This window comes from Ectobacillus sp. (genome assembly GCF_056992975.1).
Genome location: NZ_JBXKMX010000055.1, coordinates 1 through 15,066, shown reverse-complemented (window position 1 = coordinate 15,066; position 15,066 = coordinate 1). Strand labels below are relative to the sequence as shown.

General features: G+C 36.2%; 22 protein-coding genes and 2 riboswitches. Of the genes, 19 read left to right on the top strand and 3 right to left on the bottom strand.

From position 1 onward, the window contains the following. Positions 1–64 precede the first annotated feature (64 nt). From AC11ZT_RS02610 to AC11ZT_RS02595, 4 genes are all read left to right on the top strand, one after another. The gene (locus AC11ZT_RS02610) at positions 65–1,129 is read left to right on the top strand and encodes an undecaprenyldiphospho-muramoylpentapeptide beta-N-acetylglucosaminyltransferase (protein ID WP_484058116.1); all 1,065 of its coding nucleotides are present in this window, start codon (positions 65–67) and stop codon (positions 1,127–1,129) included. A gap of 196 nt (positions 1,130–1,325) precedes the next feature. After that, positions 1,326–1,517 carry a hypothetical protein gene (locus AC11ZT_RS02605; protein ID WP_484058114.1) on the top strand — a complete coding sequence of 64 codons (192 nt, stop codon included), beginning with the start codon at positions 1,326–1,328 and terminating at the stop codon, positions 1,515–1,517. A gap of 220 nt (positions 1,518–1,737) precedes the next feature. Further along, positions 1,738–2,214 (top strand): hypothetical protein, encoded by a 477-nt coding sequence (locus AC11ZT_RS02600; RefSeq protein WP_484058113.1) that lies wholly within the window; start codon positions 1,738–1,740, stop codon positions 2,212–2,214. An 87-nt stretch (positions 2,215–2,301) separates the two neighbouring features. Further along, complete coding sequence (locus tag AC11ZT_RS02595; RefSeq protein WP_484058112.1) at positions 2,302–2,508, top strand: DUF3912 family protein; 207 nt, start codon at positions 2,302–2,304, stop codon at positions 2,506–2,508. A gap of 217 nt (positions 2,509–2,725) precedes the next feature. Here AC11ZT_RS02595 and AC11ZT_RS02590 read toward each other — a convergent pair whose 3' ends face one another. Then, complete coding sequence (locus tag AC11ZT_RS02590) at positions 2,726–2,968, bottom strand: DUF2626 domain-containing protein (RefSeq protein WP_484058111.1); 243 nt, start codon at positions 2,966–2,968, stop codon at positions 2,726–2,728. A 137-nt stretch (positions 2,969–3,105) separates the two neighbouring features. Continuing rightward, positions 3,106–3,804 carry a helix-turn-helix transcriptional regulator gene (locus AC11ZT_RS02585; RefSeq protein ID WP_484058110.1) on the bottom strand — a complete coding sequence of 233 codons (699 nt, stop codon included), beginning with the start codon at positions 3,802–3,804 and terminating at the stop codon, positions 3,106–3,108. A gap of 223 nt (positions 3,805–4,027) precedes the next feature. On the opposite strand from AC11ZT_RS02585, the gene comGA reads away from it, so the two are divergent. The 15 genes from comGA (at position 4,028) to AC11ZT_RS02510 (ending at position 14,536) form a co-directional block, all read left to right on the top strand. Further along, a complete protein-coding gene (comGA, locus tag AC11ZT_RS02580) occupies positions 4,028–5,074 on the top strand; it encodes a competence type IV pilus ATPase ComGA (protein ID WP_484058109.1) in 1,047 nt (348 codons plus the stop codon). Beyond that, complete coding sequence (gene comGB, locus AC11ZT_RS02575; RefSeq protein ID WP_484058108.1) at positions 5,071–6,099, top strand: competence type IV pilus assembly protein ComGB; 1,029 nt, start codon at positions 5,071–5,073, stop codon at positions 6,097–6,099. Before comGA ends, comGB begins: the two co-directional genes overlap by 4 nt. A 2-nt stretch (positions 6,100–6,101) precedes the next feature. Next, the gene (gene comGC / locus AC11ZT_RS02570; protein WP_484058107.1) at positions 6,102–6,392 is read left to right on the top strand and encodes a competence type IV pilus major pilin ComGC; all 291 of its coding nucleotides are present in this window, start codon (positions 6,102–6,104) and stop codon (positions 6,390–6,392) included. Next, positions 6,382–6,822 (top strand): competence type IV pilus minor pilin ComGD, encoded by a 441-nt coding sequence (comGD, locus tag AC11ZT_RS02565; RefSeq protein WP_484058106.1) that lies wholly within the window; start codon positions 6,382–6,384, stop codon positions 6,820–6,822. Before comGC ends, comGD begins: the two co-directional genes overlap by 11 nt. Positions 6,823–6,838: 16 nt before the next feature. Next, entirely contained in the window at positions 6,839–7,144 is a 306-nt protein-coding gene (locus AC11ZT_RS02560; RefSeq protein WP_484058105.1) for a hypothetical protein, read from the top strand. Further along, entirely contained in the window at positions 7,128–7,559 is a 432-nt protein-coding gene (comGF, locus tag AC11ZT_RS02555; RefSeq protein WP_484058104.1) for a competence type IV pilus minor pilin ComGF, read from the top strand. The genes AC11ZT_RS02560 and comGF overlap by 17 nt, the downstream gene beginning before the upstream one ends. A 2-nt stretch (positions 7,560–7,561) precedes the next feature. Beyond that, positions 7,562–7,924 (top strand): competence type IV pilus minor pilin ComGG, encoded by a 363-nt coding sequence (gene comGG / locus AC11ZT_RS02550; RefSeq protein ID WP_484058103.1) that lies wholly within the window; start codon positions 7,562–7,564, stop codon positions 7,922–7,924. Positions 7,925–7,929: 5 nt separating this feature from the next. After that, positions 7,930–8,424 (top strand): shikimate kinase, encoded by a 495-nt coding sequence (locus AC11ZT_RS02545; RefSeq protein WP_484058115.1) that lies wholly within the window; start codon positions 7,930–7,932, stop codon positions 8,422–8,424. Positions 8,425–8,508: 84 nt separating this feature from the next. Then, a complete protein-coding gene (locus AC11ZT_RS02540) occupies positions 8,509–8,709 on the top strand; it encodes a YqzE family protein (RefSeq protein WP_484058102.1) in 201 nt (66 codons plus the stop codon). Positions 8,710–9,067: 358 nt separating this feature from the next. Further along, positions 9,068–9,310 (top strand): hypothetical protein, encoded by a 243-nt coding sequence (locus AC11ZT_RS02535; RefSeq protein ID WP_484058101.1) that lies wholly within the window; start codon positions 9,068–9,070, stop codon positions 9,308–9,310. 209 nt (positions 9,311–9,519) lie between these two features. Beyond that, positions 9,520–9,627, top strand: a riboswitch (SAM riboswitch). A gap of 101 nt (positions 9,628–9,728) precedes the next feature. Then, positions 9,729–10,553: a MetQ/NlpA family ABC transporter substrate-binding protein gene (locus AC11ZT_RS02530; RefSeq protein WP_484058100.1), complete on the top strand. Its 825-nt coding sequence runs from the start codon at positions 9,729–9,731 to the stop codon at positions 10,551–10,553. Between the two features lie 87 nt (positions 10,554–10,640). Next, positions 10,641–10,747: riboswitch (SAM riboswitch) on the top strand. A gap of 67 nt (positions 10,748–10,814) precedes the next feature. Continuing rightward, entirely contained in the window at positions 10,815–11,828 is a 1,014-nt protein-coding gene (locus AC11ZT_RS02525) for a methionine ABC transporter ATP-binding protein (RefSeq protein WP_484058099.1), read from the top strand. Then, positions 11,818–12,480 carry a methionine ABC transporter permease gene (locus AC11ZT_RS02520; RefSeq protein WP_484058098.1) on the top strand — a complete coding sequence of 221 codons (663 nt, stop codon included), beginning with the start codon at positions 11,818–11,820 and terminating at the stop codon, positions 12,478–12,480. Before AC11ZT_RS02525 ends, AC11ZT_RS02520 begins: the two co-directional genes overlap by 11 nt. A gap of 33 nt (positions 12,481–12,513) precedes the next feature. After that, positions 12,514–13,344: a MetQ/NlpA family ABC transporter substrate-binding protein gene (locus AC11ZT_RS02515; RefSeq protein ID WP_484058097.1), complete on the top strand. Its 831-nt coding sequence runs from the start codon at positions 12,514–12,516 to the stop codon at positions 13,342–13,344. A gap of 79 nt (positions 13,345–13,423) precedes the next feature. Then, a complete protein-coding gene (locus tag AC11ZT_RS02510; protein ID WP_484058096.1) occupies positions 13,424–14,536 on the top strand; it encodes an iron-containing alcohol dehydrogenase family protein in 1,113 nt (370 codons plus the stop codon). Positions 14,537–14,605: 69 nt separating this feature from the next. Here AC11ZT_RS02510 and AC11ZT_RS02505 read toward each other — a convergent pair. Next, on the bottom strand, positions 14,606–15,066 hold a 461-nt coding region (locus AC11ZT_RS02505; protein WP_484058095.1), incomplete at its 5' end, for a YqhG family protein.

The window sequence follows — 15,066 nt, the reverse complement described above, 5'->3', positions numbered from 1 at the left end:
AAAGTATGAAAATAACAACGATTCAAGTTCTTCTAGTAAGAACGGGATAAAGGAGCTACAAATTTTGAAAACGATAGTGTTTACAGGCGGAGGATCTGCTGGACATGTAACCCCGAACTTAGCACTCATTCCTACATTACAAGAACGAGGCTGGAACGTACAGTACATCGGTTCAAAGCAAGGGATTGAGAAGGAAATTATAGAAGGAGCGGGTATTCCATATACGAGCATTTCTAGTGGAAAACTACGTCGCTATTTTGATTGGAAAAACTTTAAAGATCCGCTTCATGTATTAAAGGGAGTTATGGAGGCATATTTTCTTATTCGTAAAATAAAGCCAGATGTCATATTTTCAAAAGGCGGCTTTGTTTCTGTTCCAGTTGTTATTGCGGGATGGATGAATAAAGTACCTGTCTTTCTGCATGAATCTGATATTACCCCAGGTTTGGCTAATAAAATTGCCATCCGATTTGCTTCAAAGATATTTGTAACTTTTGAAGAGGCATTGCAGCATTTACCTGCAGGAAAAGCAATGTATGCGGGATCACCTATTCGTGAAGAGATTTTACAAGGGGATCGATATAAAGGTTTACAATATCTGTCGTTTTCTAGTGATAAACCGGTTATTACCATAATGGGGGGAAGTCTAGGTGCAAAACGGATAAACGAGACTGTTCGTAATCTTCTTCCTCAGTTACTAGAAAATTTTCAAATTGTTCATCTTTGTGGCAAAGGAAATGTAGATGCCTCGCTTACAAGCAAGAGAGGCTATAAACAATTTGAGTATGTTAGTAAGGAATTACCAGATGTATTAGCAGCAACCGATTTAGTTATTTCACGTGCTGGATCGAATGCGATATTTGAATTTTTAGCATTGAAGAAACCAATGATTCTTATCCCTCTTTCAAAGGCTGCCAGTCGCGGCGATCAAATTTTAAATGCAGAGTCGTTCGAGAAAAAGGGTTATTGTCATATTGTATATGAAGAAAAACTAACGGAAAGCGAATTACTTAAAGCGGTAAATGAAGTATATGGCTATCGTCTTCGCTATAAAGAAAAAATGAAAGATTTTTCAGTACAGGGATGTTTAGATCAAATTTTGGAACAAATCGAATCTGTAAAAAAGTAAAAATATAGAATGAAAAAGAAAAGATATGCATGCACATCTTTTCTTTTTCATGTCAAAATGGTTACATATGTTTTTAAATGACGAGGAAAATCGAAAAATAGTCGTACGATCTCGGTTATTTGTGGTAAGATAGCGTTGATAATAAGAACGAGTATAAGTTGCTATGCTAGGAGTACAGGAAACGAGGAGGACATATATGGGACTTAGTCTCTATGAAATTATTGTTGTTGTTTTTTGTTTGTTACTAGCTCTAGCGGGATTTGTTTATTCTATGTTTAAAAAATATATATACGAAAGAAAGCTGAAGCAAACGGAGCTTGTAGCAGAATTAGATATATTATCAGAGAAATTATTAGAGAAGCAAGAACAAAAGAAAAAACTACTATAATTTTTCTGTACTACTATTGGATTCCAAACGTTCAATCTACAAATGTGTATCTTCGACATACATCCACATATCGTAAGTCTTATATTTGATCCCGTGCATTATCCTTCCCTTTCAAAAGGGAACCCTTCTTTATACGTAATCTATTTGAAGTTTGAATAGGAAGACAGAGCAAAATCGCTTTCACATTAAACATAGATATATAATAAAAGGAGAATAGTGAATGAAGGTAAATCAAGTATTTCTAGAAGTGATACAAGAAAGTGAAATTAAACGAAATGCTTCTTTCAATCAACTTCTATCTACTGCGCGCGAAGATGTGGAAGAGCTTGTAGATGAAGCTAGTTATGAAGCAATGGTTGCAGGAGAGTATGATGATGAACTAGAAAATCTGCTTGGAGAATCATTATTTCATGATTTGCAAAATCGACTGCTAGAAGCAGATGACAAAAGAGAAGCGCTAATTCAATTTATTGATGGGTTAGGATTTCACGTATTAGATTGGATTGTTGTGTTAGAAACAGAATGCGGTGTTCGTGCGGATGCCTTTACCACAGAAATAATTAAGGTGTTAGAGAAACGCTTTCCTCACTTCCCTTATGTAAATGAAACTACAACAATTTTTGAAAAAACGGTGCAAGAAGTTAATGAATTGCTAAAACAAATTGCGGGTGAAAGTATTACGTTTTTGAATGCGTGAAGAGACGCATTCTTTTTTTTTGTGGGGACTATTTTTCCTTCTTCAACATATATATACAGAATGAAGACTGAAAAAGAGGTGAAACCATTGAATTTTGACATTATCGGACAAAAAGCATACATCAGTTATGGGCCTTATCAAAATCAGCTTGGTGTAGTACAAGAAGGAAATGGACCTTCGTATATATTAGAAATTGGAAATCAAGTAAGTGTCAATGTGGAATTAAAAGATCTTATACTAGTTGATGTGGATTATCGTAAATTTCATGAGTGGTGTGAACAAAACGGAATATAAAAAGGGGCGTTAATAATCTATGGAGAAAAGGGACAGGGTGTCTTTTTTAACATCTATGGCCCTTTATATTGTTGGAAAAATAAAGCCCACCTTAGAAGAAGATAACAGGCCTGTTATCTTCTTCTAAGGTGGGCTCTACGTTTGTATACATGTCGTAAAAAATGTAACTCTATATAGGAATATTGATTAATAAGATATGGTTAGATTGAACGTTTAATTAGTGAGGAATTCCTGGAACTAGTAAAAACGTTGTATAGTATGTAAACCCAATAAAAAAGATAGTTAGATAAGCGCCAAAAATATAAAAGTAGATACGTTCCGATAAGTTTAAATAGCTAAGAAGAATAAAAAATCCTGTCTGTACGAAAAAGAGCAATGCGGCAGTCTTCATATCCCCTAAAAAGAACATGACAGAAAATATTCCTGTCCAGAAGCCTAGAACACGAAACATGCGATTCATATCATCCCTCCATATAAGAACATATACCATTAATTTAAATTATATTCCCTTTTTCATATAATTGTAAATCTTTAAATAATTGTATGAAAAAGAAGGACAAAAAAGAAAGAAGACTCTTTTTTGTCCCTTGTGAATTATTAATGTACTTGGAGCTTATACTCACAAGCTTTACAACCTTGTAATATGTCTTCTTTACGATTTAGTTCGAATTCTGAAAATAATATTTCGAATATCCCATTCATCATTTCACCATGCATATTACAGACGTCATCGTAATGTTCAGGTGATATTTCCTTAAATGGACAGTTGTATACTTGATAGTAAACCTTATTTTCACTTTCGTTTATTTCAAATTCAGGAGTCAAACCAGCTGTGGTAAAGGCATCTTTTGCAATATTTACTTTATCAGCAAGAGAAAGCTTGTCTTCCGTAATGTCAAGACGATGAAGATAACGGCTCATGAGTTCTTTTCCAAATTTTTTCCCCGTTTCAAATAAGGCGCGTTGTCCAGCTTCTCCTAATTGCAATAAGGATTCTAGTGCAACCTGCGAAAGTAATTGGTAATCACGAAATGGAAATTGAAGTTGAATAACTTCATTTGACAAACGATAAAGGCGACTTGGACGGCCCCCTTTTCCTGTTTTTTTTGTATCAGATAATAGCATGGATACATCTTCTAGCTTTGTTAAATGAAGTCTTGCAACATTGGGATGAATATTAAAGTTGTCAGCAATTTCTTGAACGGTGACATCGTCATGTTTTTTGGAAATATATTGATAAATGTAGAATCTTGTAGGATCAGACAATACACTAGTTACTTTTAACGCTTGCTCCATTATAATCTCCACCTTTTAAACTTTATCAAGAATACAAATATTATAATATAGAAAATGTGTATAATAAGGGTTTTGGACGATGATTCATGAATTGTTCATATTTGCACATACTTTACTATTTTATCTAAAACAAAATAATACATTCCCTAATGCGAGAAGCAATATTAGGAAATTTTCTTTTATTTTGAATTGTGGTATATAGAGAAGGAGGAGGCGATAAGAAGTGAATAGTGTGAAGCGGTTTGCAGATGAAATTATTAAAGAAGCCTATGAGTTGAAAGCATCTGATATCCATATTGTACCGCGTCAACATGATGCAGTTATCGAGTTACGGATGGATCGAGATCTAGCAACAAGACATGTCATTGCAAAGGCATTTTCAGAACGACTTGTTTCTCACTTTAAGTTTCTGGGATCGATGGATATTGGGGAAAAACGTAAACCACAAAATGGTGCATTAGAAATTCAATTGGGGGATGCTTTTATAGGATTACGCTTATCTACACTCCCTACTTTAAATGATGAGAGTTTAGTTATTCGTGTTCATCCTCAGGTAAATGTTCCACCCTTATCACAGCTCTCGTTGTTTCCAAATTCGGCTAAAACACTAGTCTCGTTTTTAAAACATTCGCATGGTTTGCTTATATTTACGGGGCCAACAGGGTCGGGGAAAACAACAACGATGTATTCGTTACTCCAAACAGCACAGCGGGAACTAAAAAGAAGAATTGTAACACTTGAAGATCCGGTCGAAAAAAGAAGCGATGGGATGCTACAAATTCAAATTAATGAAAGGGCAGGTGTCACGTATGCTGCTGGCTTAAAGGCGATTCTCCGTCATGATCCCGATATCATTTTGGTTGGTGAAATTCGGGATGAAGAAACAGCTAAAGTTGCTGTACGTGCGAGTTTAACAGGTCATCTTGTGATGACGACTCTTCATACGAATGATGCAAAGGGAGCCATACTACGATTGCTTGATTTTCATATAACGCTAGCTGAAATTGAACAATCGTTACTGGCAGTTGCTGCACAACGATTAGTAGAAATGAAATGTCCCTTTTGCAAAGGGAACTGTTCTTCCCTATGTAAGAAAATGCGAAAAGTGCGGCGATTAAGTGTGTATGAGCTATTGTATGGGCAAGAGTTAAAAAAAGTTCTACAAGAGGCTCGCGGAGAGAAAGCGGATTATCATTATCAAACACTTACTCAGGTCATGAGCAGAGGATATGCGCTCGGATTTATTAATAAGGATTCCTTTTTACAATGAAGTGGAGGCTAAAAGAGCAAGCAGAGCTACTAAAGCAACTCGCCAATCTGTTGGAAAAAGGATATTCCCTTATGCATTCCTTTGAATTTTCTATACTTGTGTTAAAGGAACCGAAAAGATCTCAATTACAAGAAGAAATGGAGGAATTGAAAAAGGGGAATAGTCTTCATACTGTCTTTTCCAATCTTTCTTTTCATGCAGATATTCTTGGTTATCTGTACTTTGCAGAACAACATGGAGATGTCGTTCATGCACTTCGCCGAAGCTATACGATGATGGAACGTAAAGTTATTCATGCAAATAAGCTGCAAAAGACGCTTCACTATCCTGCCTTTCTCTTACTACTACTTACCGGTATGGTATTACTCTTCAATTCAGTTTTGATACCTCAGTTTTCAAATCTGTATCAATCTATACGGTCTCCGTCTCCTCTTTCTGAAGGCGTACTGACGACCTTACATTTTCTTCCTATCGTATTCCTAGTTTTCTTTATCATTGTTCTCTTGGTTGCACTAACTTACTACATTGCAGTAAAAAAACTTCACCCGTACGAAAGAATGAAACTCATGATGAGGATTCCCATCGTTCGTAGCTTAATTATCTCTTATAATTCTCACTATTTTTCTGAACAAGTAAGCAGCTTATTACAGGGAGGCTTGTCAGTAAAAGAAGTATTTCTATTTATTGAAATGCAGCCTCACCATTCTTTCTTTCGATGGGAAGCACAGGAAATACGGAAGCTTCTTGAAACAGGAGAAAAGCTCGATGAGGTCCTTCGTCATAAGCCATATTATGAAAAAGAACTTCCTTATGTTGTAACTCATGGACAGGCTAGTGGAAACCTTGGTAAAGAACTTGCAGATTATAGCGAGTTGGCGGTAGAAAAGGTGGAACAATTGGTTAATCGCTGCCTTAGTGTCGTACAACCCATCTTATTTGCCATTATTGGCGTTGTGATTGTAATGATGTATTTGGCGATGTTGTTACCCATGTTTACGATGCTAAATTCAATAGAGGGGGTATAGATATGAATGAAAAGGGGTTTACTCTGTTAGAAATGTTACTCGTTCTCGTCATTATTTCGGTGCTGCTTTTGTTAATTATTCCGAATGTTGTCAAACAAAGAGAAACGGTAAATAAAAAGGGATGCGATGCAATCGTGCGATCAACGGAATCTCAAGTACAGGCTTATCAGCTTGATAATGGGAGATTACCATCAATTGCAGAATTATCTTCAGGTAAATATATTTCTACAACAACATGTCCAGATGGAAGAGTTCTTACCATACAATCAGATGGATCGGTTATTGCAAATTAAGCAAAAGAAAGAAGCGGGATTTACTCTTTTGGAATCGATTTTTGTTTTGACTGTTGTTTCTCTCATTGCTTTGGTCGCAGTCGGTATCTTTCCAAAGTTCGAGGAGAAGAAAGGTGAGAAGTTTCTAGAACAATTTCGCCGCGACGTTGTTTTTATGCAACAATCTGCGATGAGTCATAGTACCCGTCATAAACTACACTTTCTACCAGCAAATCACCAATATGTAATTACAAATGAAATGGAAACGATACTCGTTCGGAATTATGATCATCAACTCCTTGTAGAACTGGATACGTTGTCAAGCCCTCTTATATATGGAGCTGATGGAAACATAAATAAAGGTGGAACGATGTATGTGTCATTTAAAGTTAAAAAATATAAAGTCATTTTTCAACTTGGGGAAGGTAGATTTTCGTATTACCTTACATGAAAAAGGGGCTATTTTAGTGGAGATGCTTGCATCATTAAGTATTCTACTCGTATTATGTACACTTATTGTTCCGCAAACCGTATTGCTTCTCAAAGAGGCAAAGCAGACAAAGATTCGTCATATTGCAAATGGAATAATAAGAGAAGAGATTGCGTTTTTGCAAAACGAAACAAGTAAGGCATTTTCAATTGAAAAGGAAGGTGTAACGTATTTCATAACGGTGGAACACAGCTATAATGACAGCGATGTACGTATTTGTGTGAATTGGCTTGATTTAAATCAACAAAACAAAAGTAGGTGTGAACGTGTTCGCAACAGGTAAACGAGAACATGGATTTACATTTATTGAAATGTTACTTTGTCTTTCTTTACTCTTGTTGTTAGCTATGCTTGCTCCGCATATAGTTCCTAAGGTATCTACAGAAAAGAAATTTCTTGAGTTTGAATGGGCACTATGTTTGGAGCAGATGCAAATGGAATTTCGAGAAGCATCTGTAGTGAAAACATTTCCTAACAAGTTATTTCTTCAGAAAAACGATGGGCAAGTCGTTACGTTTGAAAGAAGTGGAAATCAAATCATTCGGCGCGTTGATGAAAAGGGGTATGAAATTATACTACAGCACATTACAAGCGTTACATTCGAGTTACAGTCCATTTCACTCCGTGTTCGTGTTGTTGATATGGATATGCAGACGCATAGTGGAATGATTACACGATTTTTTCCTTTTCAGGTGTAAGAATGAGACAGGAGAAAGGATTTACAATGCCATTTACTCTTGTTTTTTCTTTGTTTTTGTTATCGGTGCTGATTCATACTGCTAATTTGTTTCTGTTAGAGAAGAAATTTTATTTTGAAGCTGAACAAATGTTTCGTTTGGATGTTTTAATGCATAACGGAATACAGGATTTGAAGAACAGTACCAATGATTTGCCTCGTAGTACATTGCGTTACGAGCAAGGGGAGGTGACCATAGACACTATAGGTTCACCTGTTACATTCGTAACGATTACATGCAAAACATGGGAAAAAAGAACATATAGAGTGAAATTTCAGTATAATAAAGATACAAAAGAAATAACGAAATGGCATGAAGAGAGGTAAAAATGATGAAGGCTGTATACATCACTGGATTTATGGGATCAGGAAAAACAACAATTGGAAAAGAACTTGCTATGCGATGGAACGTTCCAGTATTGGATACGGATGAAGAAATTGAAAGAAAAGCAGGAAAATCAATTTCAGCTATTTTTCACGACGAAGGAGAGGATACATTTCGATCTTATGAGTCGGACATGCTACAGTCATTACCATGTGAAAATGTCATTATAACAACAGGCGGTGGTATTGTAATAAGGGAGAACAACCGAGAATGGATGAAGGAGCATGGAATTATTTTGTATTTATATTGTGATCTTTCTAGCATCGTAGAAAGATTAGAAGGAGATACATCTAGACCGTTGTTTAAAAATTCAGAAGGATTCAGCGACCTTTATAAGACTCGGCAGAAATGGTATGAGGAGGCGACGTATACCATAGATACAACAAACAAGGAAATAAATTCCATTATAGAAGAGATTGAATCTTGCTTAAAAAAACACTAAGTAGTCTATACTATCAATAAATGATCGTTCTCTTAGTTGTTTAAAAATAATTGGAGAATAAAAACATTTATGGTGGTGAGTAGGATGTCTACCAATGACTATGTAAAATTTGTGACGCAACAGGTGGTCACATACATGGATAGTCCAAAGCAAGATCGACTCAACAAAAAGTTACAACGCCGCAATGAAAAGGAGCCATTTTTGCAAAAATGGTTTGGTGTAGTTCCTGTAAGTATTAAGTTGATCTATGAAAAAACATTACATCATGAAAAAGATGCAAAATAAATTAAAAATTGACAGTCTTTTATGTAGCCGACCGTAAAAATGTACTTCTACAAGAAGCCATTTTATGGTCGGTTTTCATTTGTGTTAAAACTGAGGCGTAAGAATAGAAAATAGTAGCATTTTTTACTATAATAATGGCAAGGTATAAAAATTATATGTTCTAATAAAGGTGTAATATCATATATGTTTAAAAAAGTCAGTAGTAAATATAGTTTGTTCACAAAAATGTCTTAAATTAATATAAGTACCGTACTTATATTGTTCTATAATGGCAATACAAGAAAAAATTCATATAGTATTGTGAAAGTAATAACATGGTGGATATGAAATGAAAACGCTGCCATGGAGGGAGGAGACAATGGAAAAGTTCTTTTTTAATCATAATTCAGCAGATGTAGAGAATGCAAAGTTAATTGAGTATGCTGAAATGATATACGGAAAAGGGGGTCGTTCTATATTAGAAAACTTAATGGCAAAGGCTTCTATTCGACTCCGTGACCGCTATCCAAACAAATCAGATGAACAAATTTCTTATCTAGTGAATAAAGGATTATACGAAATGTTCAGCAAATATGTAGGTGAGAAAGGAGAGAACTCATAAGGAAATTGCCTCTTGTGAGTCAGCTCTTTTTTTTTGCAACCGTTTGTCTACTTTTATGAATTCAGACAAAATAATTGTAATGGAACATAGTCAAATAAACAGGCAGAATGCATGAACAATTCTTCATTCCCAGATTTTCTACATATCTCCACAAAACAATTGACAATTCATACTATTCCTACTACTATTATATTAATTAAATAAAGTTTTACTTATCAAGAGTGACTGAGGGATCAGGCCCTGTGACGTCCAGCAACCTCCAAATTTGGGAAAGGTGCTACTTCCTGCAGAATATGTATTATTCTGAAAGATAAGTCGTAACAGTGGTCACGGTGTCTCTTTCAGATGAAAGAGGCTTTTTGTGTTGTTTGGAAAACTATGTAGGAAAATAAGTCAGGAATTGAAGGGGGATTATGTTATGAAGAAATTAGCAGTATTGGTCGTGTTATTGATTTCAATTGGTGTTTTAGCAGCGTGCGGGGGACAAGCTCAAACGTCATCCACAAAGAAAGAACTTAAAATAGGTGCAACAGCAGGACCATATTCAGATATGATAACGAAAGCAATTAAACCGCAGTTAGAGAAACAGGGCTATAAGGTGACGGTGGTAGAATTTAATGATTATATTCAACCAAACAAGTCGCTAGCAGAGGGAAGCATTGATGCGAATTTGTTTCAAAATAAGTTGTATATGGAAACATTCGCTAAGCAAAATAATATGCAGCTTTCTGAAGTTATAGCAGTACCAACAGCTCCAATGGGGATCTACTCCAAAAAATATAAATCATTGAATGATATAAAGGAAGGCAGTGCCATTGCCATTCCGAATGATCCAGTAAACGCAGCTCGTGCACTATTAATCTTACAGGATGCAGGTCTTATAAAAATTGATGCAAATGTAAACCCATTAACTGTATCTGAAAAAGATGTGAAAGAGAATACGAAAAAACTTGTATTTAAGCCGATTGAAGCAGCGCAACTGCCTCGTGCCATTGATAGTATCGATCTATCTGCCGTACCAGGTAACTTTGCACTTGCTGCAAAGCTTAATTTATTGGATGCTATACAGATAGAAAAATTGCGACCAGAGCATATCAACCGAGTTGTTGTTAATACGAAGGATGTAGACAGTCAATTTTCTAAGGATATAAAAGCTGCCGTGGAATCGAAAGAGTTTGAAACGATTATTGATAGCGACTTTAAAGGGTTTGGTAAACCAGCATGGATGTTGAATCGAAAGTAACAATCCGACACGAATCTACAAAAAATGATTGACAATTTTTAAGATTCATACTATTATTCAAGTTAGTTGAAAAATCGAATAATTTTTTACTTATCAAGAGTGACTGAGGGATCAGGCCCTATGACGTCCAGCAACCACCGAATTCGGGAAAGGTGCTACTTCCTGCAGAATACTTTTATTCTGAGAGATAAGTCGTAACAGTAGTCACGGTGCCTCTTTCAAATGAAAGAGGCTTTTTATGTTGCAAAGGAGAGAGAGCGTATGATTGAAATTCAACATGTCACGAAAGAATATGGTACAAAACATGGAAAGGTAAAAGCTGTCGACGATGTATCATTAACCATTCAAAAGGGAGAAATTTTTGGGATTGTTGGATACAGCGGTGCGGGAAAGAGCTCTTTACTTCGGTGTATGAATCTGCTTGAATCTCCTACCTCGGGCATTGTAAAAATAGAAGGAATAGAGCTGACAAAGCTTACAGGCAAGGAATTACGGAAGGCTAGACTAAAGATTGGTATGATTTTTCAGCATTTCTATTTAATTAGCTCGAAAACCGTACATGAAAATATTGCTTTTGCACTGAAAGCAGCTGGTAAAACTAAAACCGAAATTGATAAGAGAACAGATGAACTGTTAGAAATGGTAGGATTACATGATAAACGTGATGTATATCCTGCACAGCTCAGTGGCGGTCAAAAACAACGTGTTGGTATTGCTCGTGCGTTAGCGAATGATCCATCTGTGCTACTTTGTGATGAGGCTACTTCCGCACTTGATCCAAAAACTACGAAATCAATCTTAAAACTATTGCAATCTATTAATAAAAAGCTTGGTCTTACTATTGTATTAATTACGCATGAAATGGAAGTTGTAAAGGAAATATGTCATCGGATAGCCGTGATGCAAGAGGGTCATATTGTGGAGGAAGGAAACGTATATGACGTATTTGCTGATCCGAAAGAACCTATAACGGTGCAATTTATTGAGAGTGTTTTGCAATTTGAAATTCCAGAACGTATTATCGAAAAACGGACCGGAACGATTATTAAAATTCAGTTTAAAGGAAGCATTGCAGAAGAAGCTATTGTCTCTGATGTATTACAGACTTTTCGCGTTAAAGGAAATCTTCTACATGGAAAAATTGAATACATACAGGAAACACCGCTGGGGATTTTTGTAATGGAATTGATTGGTGAGAAGGATGAAGTACAGCGGGCGATTGACTATATAACATTGAAAACTCAACATGTCGAGGTGATCCATCATGGTATCTAACATTATTCAAATTCTACCTGACTTAAATAAAGCATTTTTTGAAACGCTCTACATGGTAGCACTTTCTCTTGTTGTTTCTATTTTAGTTGGCTTACCACTCGGTATTCTATTATTCGTTACGGATAAAGGGCTTTTTTTGGAAAATAAAGCACTAAAAACAATAGTAGGATTTTTTGTAAATATTATACGCTCCGTTCCGTTTATTATTTTACTTGTAGCACTTTTGCCGTTAACGAAGTTGCTTACGGGTACAACAATAGGTCCGACTGCTGCAACGGTATCATTATCGGTTGCTGCAATACCCTTCTTTGCACGTATTGTTGAAACGTCTTTTCGAGAAATCGATAAAGGAGTCATTGAAGCAGGTATAGCAATTGGAGCTACACCTTGGATGATTATTAAAGATGTACTCTTATCTGAAGCACGTTCTGGCATTGTACAGGGCATTACAATAACAACTATTAGTCTTGTTGCGTATTCAGCAATGGCTGGTATTGTTGGTGGCGGAGGAGTTGGGGATTTAGCTATCCGCTTTGGGTATTATCGATATGATAATACGGTTATGTTTACTACGGTTATTGTGTTAATTTGTCTTGTGCAAATCCTTCAATTTTTAGGAGATCGCATTGCAAGACAATTAAATAAAAAATAAATGAATTGTTCATCAATGAGGAGGACTTCAAGCATGAAGAAAGTAGCATTACTAATTGTTTTTGTATTATCACTCGGTCTGTTAGCAGCTTGTGCAGGACAAAATCAATCTCAAACAACAACGCAAAAAAAGGAAATTAAAATTGGTGCCACAACAGGTCCATACAGTGATATGGTTACGAAAGCAATCAAACCACAGTTAGAGAAGTTAGGTTATAAGGTAACTGTCGTAGAATTTAGTGATTATATTCAACCAAACAAAGCGTTAGCGGAAGGAAGCATTGATGCGAACCTATTCCAGCATAAAGTGTATATGGAGAATTTTGCAAAGCAAAATAATATGCAACTTTCTGAGTTAGTTGTTGTTCCAACAGCTCCAATGGGGATTTACTCAAATAAATACAAATCATTAAACGATGTTAAAGAAGGAAGCTCCATTGCAATTCCAAATGATCCTACGAACGCAGCACGTGCATTTGTTATTTTACAAGATGCAGGTCTTATTAAACTTGATACGAATGCAAATCCGTTAACTGTATCTGAAAAAGACGTGAAAGAGAATACAAAGAAACTTGTCTTTAAGCCAATTGAAGCAGCACAATTGCCACGAGCAGTGGAAAGTGTAGATTTATCTGCAGTTCCTGGTAACTTTGCATTAGCTGCAAAAATGAATTTATTGGATGCCCTTCAACTTGAAAAAATGCCGGATCAATACCGGAACCGCGTAGTTGTAAATACAAAAGATTTAGATAAGCAATTTGCGAAAGATTTGAAAACAGCTGTAGAATCAAAGGAATTTGAAGCAGAAATTGATAAAGATTTTAAAGGATTTGGAAAACCAGAATGGATGCTAAATAGAAAATAATAGGTTGGTAAGGTGACGTAATAGGCAGATTAAATCTCTTATTACGTCACTTCTTTTTACCTTAAAGGAGGAGAAAAAATTGAAAGAACAATTGGAAGTACGAGGAGCACCTCAACTGTACGTGTGTGATGTAAATGTTTTGGATTCTTTGGAAGGAAGATTGTTAAATAGTGGAATTACAAGTTGCTTAATTGTTCGCGGGGATGCCTCCTGGAAGGCGATTAGCCCTTATTTTCCATCTTTTTCACATGTACTTTGTCAATTTGAGGTGTATAGGGGAGAATGTACACTAGAGGAAGTGAATCGACTTTCTCGTAAGGTTCGAAAGGGTGCGTTTCAAGCAGTAATAGGAGTTGGCGGCGGAAAAATTCTAGATTTGGTAAAAGCAATTGGCAATGAGACACATACGTCAACCGTTCTTATTCCAACACTTGCTTCGACATGTGCTGCATGGACGCCATTAAGTGTATTTTACGATGAAACAGGAGTGTTTACTCACTATACCGTTTTTCCCTCAAGTACAAACATTGTTTTATTAGAGCCGCGTGTCATCTTGGCATCACCAATTCGTCTATTGAAGGCGGGCATTGCAGATACATTAGCGAAATGGTACGAAGCCAATGCATTAATCGAAAAGCTTTCTGATCCATCTATTTCGGTATTACTAGCCCACCATGCCGCGAAGTTATGCCGCGATGTTTTGTTAACGCTTGGTCAAGAGGCAATTACAAGTATGGAAGCTAAAACGGTAACACCTGCTTTTATTAAAGTCATTGAAACGATTATTGCTGTTGGTGGAATGGTTGGCGGCTATGGTGATCGTTTTGGAAGAGTAGCTGGGGCACATGCGATTCATAATGGATTGACAAAGGTGAATGAAACCCACTCCTTTTTACACGGGGAAAAAGTAGCTTACGGTATTTTTGCACAACTAGCAATTGAGAAAAAGTGGGACGAGATTGTGTTTTTACTGCCTTACTACAAACAATTTGGTTTTCCTTCCTCTCTTGCGGATTTTGGAATATCAATTGAAGATAAGAATGCCATTGAAACGATTGCGAAAACTGCGGTGCTTCCTCACGAGTCCATTCATCTTATGGGTACGATTACGAGTGAAACAGTTATTGCCGCCATACAGGAGCTAGAAAAGCTCGTTATGCAGCAAACAAAAGAAGGCATTCATGCAAAATAAGGTATATAAGAATGTGCATAGGTGATCGTGATACAATGGTATCACGTTTACCCATGCACATTTTTTATGTTAGGTGATTCGCTCTTTTGTAATATAGAACATGCCTCCGTTAATAATGGTAACTTGAATTTTCGGCTCATACTGTTCTTGTAATGCTTGTTTTTCCTTTATGTAGGTTTCATTCTCTTTATCAGTATAAAACTCGTCTAATAAGTGCAAGTCATGTTCCCAACGCTTACGCGCATCATCTGCCCACGTATGGTCATCCTGGTTAATTAGCCTATGCAATGCATCCTCTAATCTAACAAATCCACTTTTGGGTTTAATAATAGGACTTAATGTGAAGCAAAAATCAGGTATTTTTGGAGTGAAGGGAATTTGCTCGAGTACGCTTTGGAAATCGGATAGAATGGTTCCTGTAATAAGATGAAGACCTAATGAATAGAGTGCATCTTTTTTTCGGTCACATTGATAGGAAACTTTTGCATTCATGCAGAGCCACGGATGCAGTGGAATATGATTCTCTGAAA

Coding starts and splice junctions, on each gene's coding strand:
- AC11ZT_RS02605 (WP_484058114.1), top strand. CDS start 1,326: ATGGGACTTAGTCTCTATGAAATTATTGTTGTTGTTTTTTGTTTGTTA.
- AC11ZT_RS02600 (WP_484058113.1), top strand. CDS start 1,738: ATGAAGGTAAATCAAGTATTTCTAGAAGTGATACAAGAAAGTGAAATT.
- AC11ZT_RS02590 (WP_484058111.1), bottom strand. CDS start 2,968: ATGAATCGCATGTTTCGTGTTCTAGGCTTCTGGACAGGAATATTTTCT.
- AC11ZT_RS02585 (WP_484058110.1), bottom strand. CDS start 3,804: ATGGAGCAAGCGTTAAAAGTAACTAGTGTATTGTCTGATCCTACAAGA.
- comGB (WP_484058108.1), top strand. CDS start 5,071: ATGAAGTGGAGGCTAAAAGAGCAAGCAGAGCTACTAAAGCAACTCGCC.
- comGC (WP_484058107.1), top strand. CDS start 6,102: ATGAATGAAAAGGGGTTTACTCTGTTAGAAATGTTACTCGTTCTCGTC.
- comGG (WP_484058103.1), top strand. CDS start 7,562: ATGAGACAGGAGAAAGGATTTACAATGCCATTTACTCTTGTTTTTTCT.
- AC11ZT_RS02545 (WP_484058115.1), top strand. CDS start 7,930: ATGAAGGCTGTATACATCACTGGATTTATGGGATCAGGAAAAACAACA.
- AC11ZT_RS02540 (WP_484058102.1), top strand. CDS start 8,509: ATGTCTACCAATGACTATGTAAAATTTGTGACGCAACAGGTGGTCACA.
- AC11ZT_RS02535 (WP_484058101.1), top strand. CDS start 9,068: ATGGAAAAGTTCTTTTTTAATCATAATTCAGCAGATGTAGAGAATGCA.
- AC11ZT_RS02530 (WP_484058100.1), top strand. CDS start 9,729: ATGAAGAAATTAGCAGTATTGGTCGTGTTATTGATTTCAATTGGTGTT.
- AC11ZT_RS02525 (WP_484058099.1), top strand. CDS start 10,815: ATGATTGAAATTCAACATGTCACGAAAGAATATGGTACAAAACATGGA.
- AC11ZT_RS02520 (WP_484058098.1), top strand. CDS start 11,818: ATGGTATCTAACATTATTCAAATTCTACCTGACTTAAATAAAGCATTT.
- AC11ZT_RS02515 (WP_484058097.1), top strand. CDS start 12,514: ATGAAGAAAGTAGCATTACTAATTGTTTTTGTATTATCACTCGGTCTG.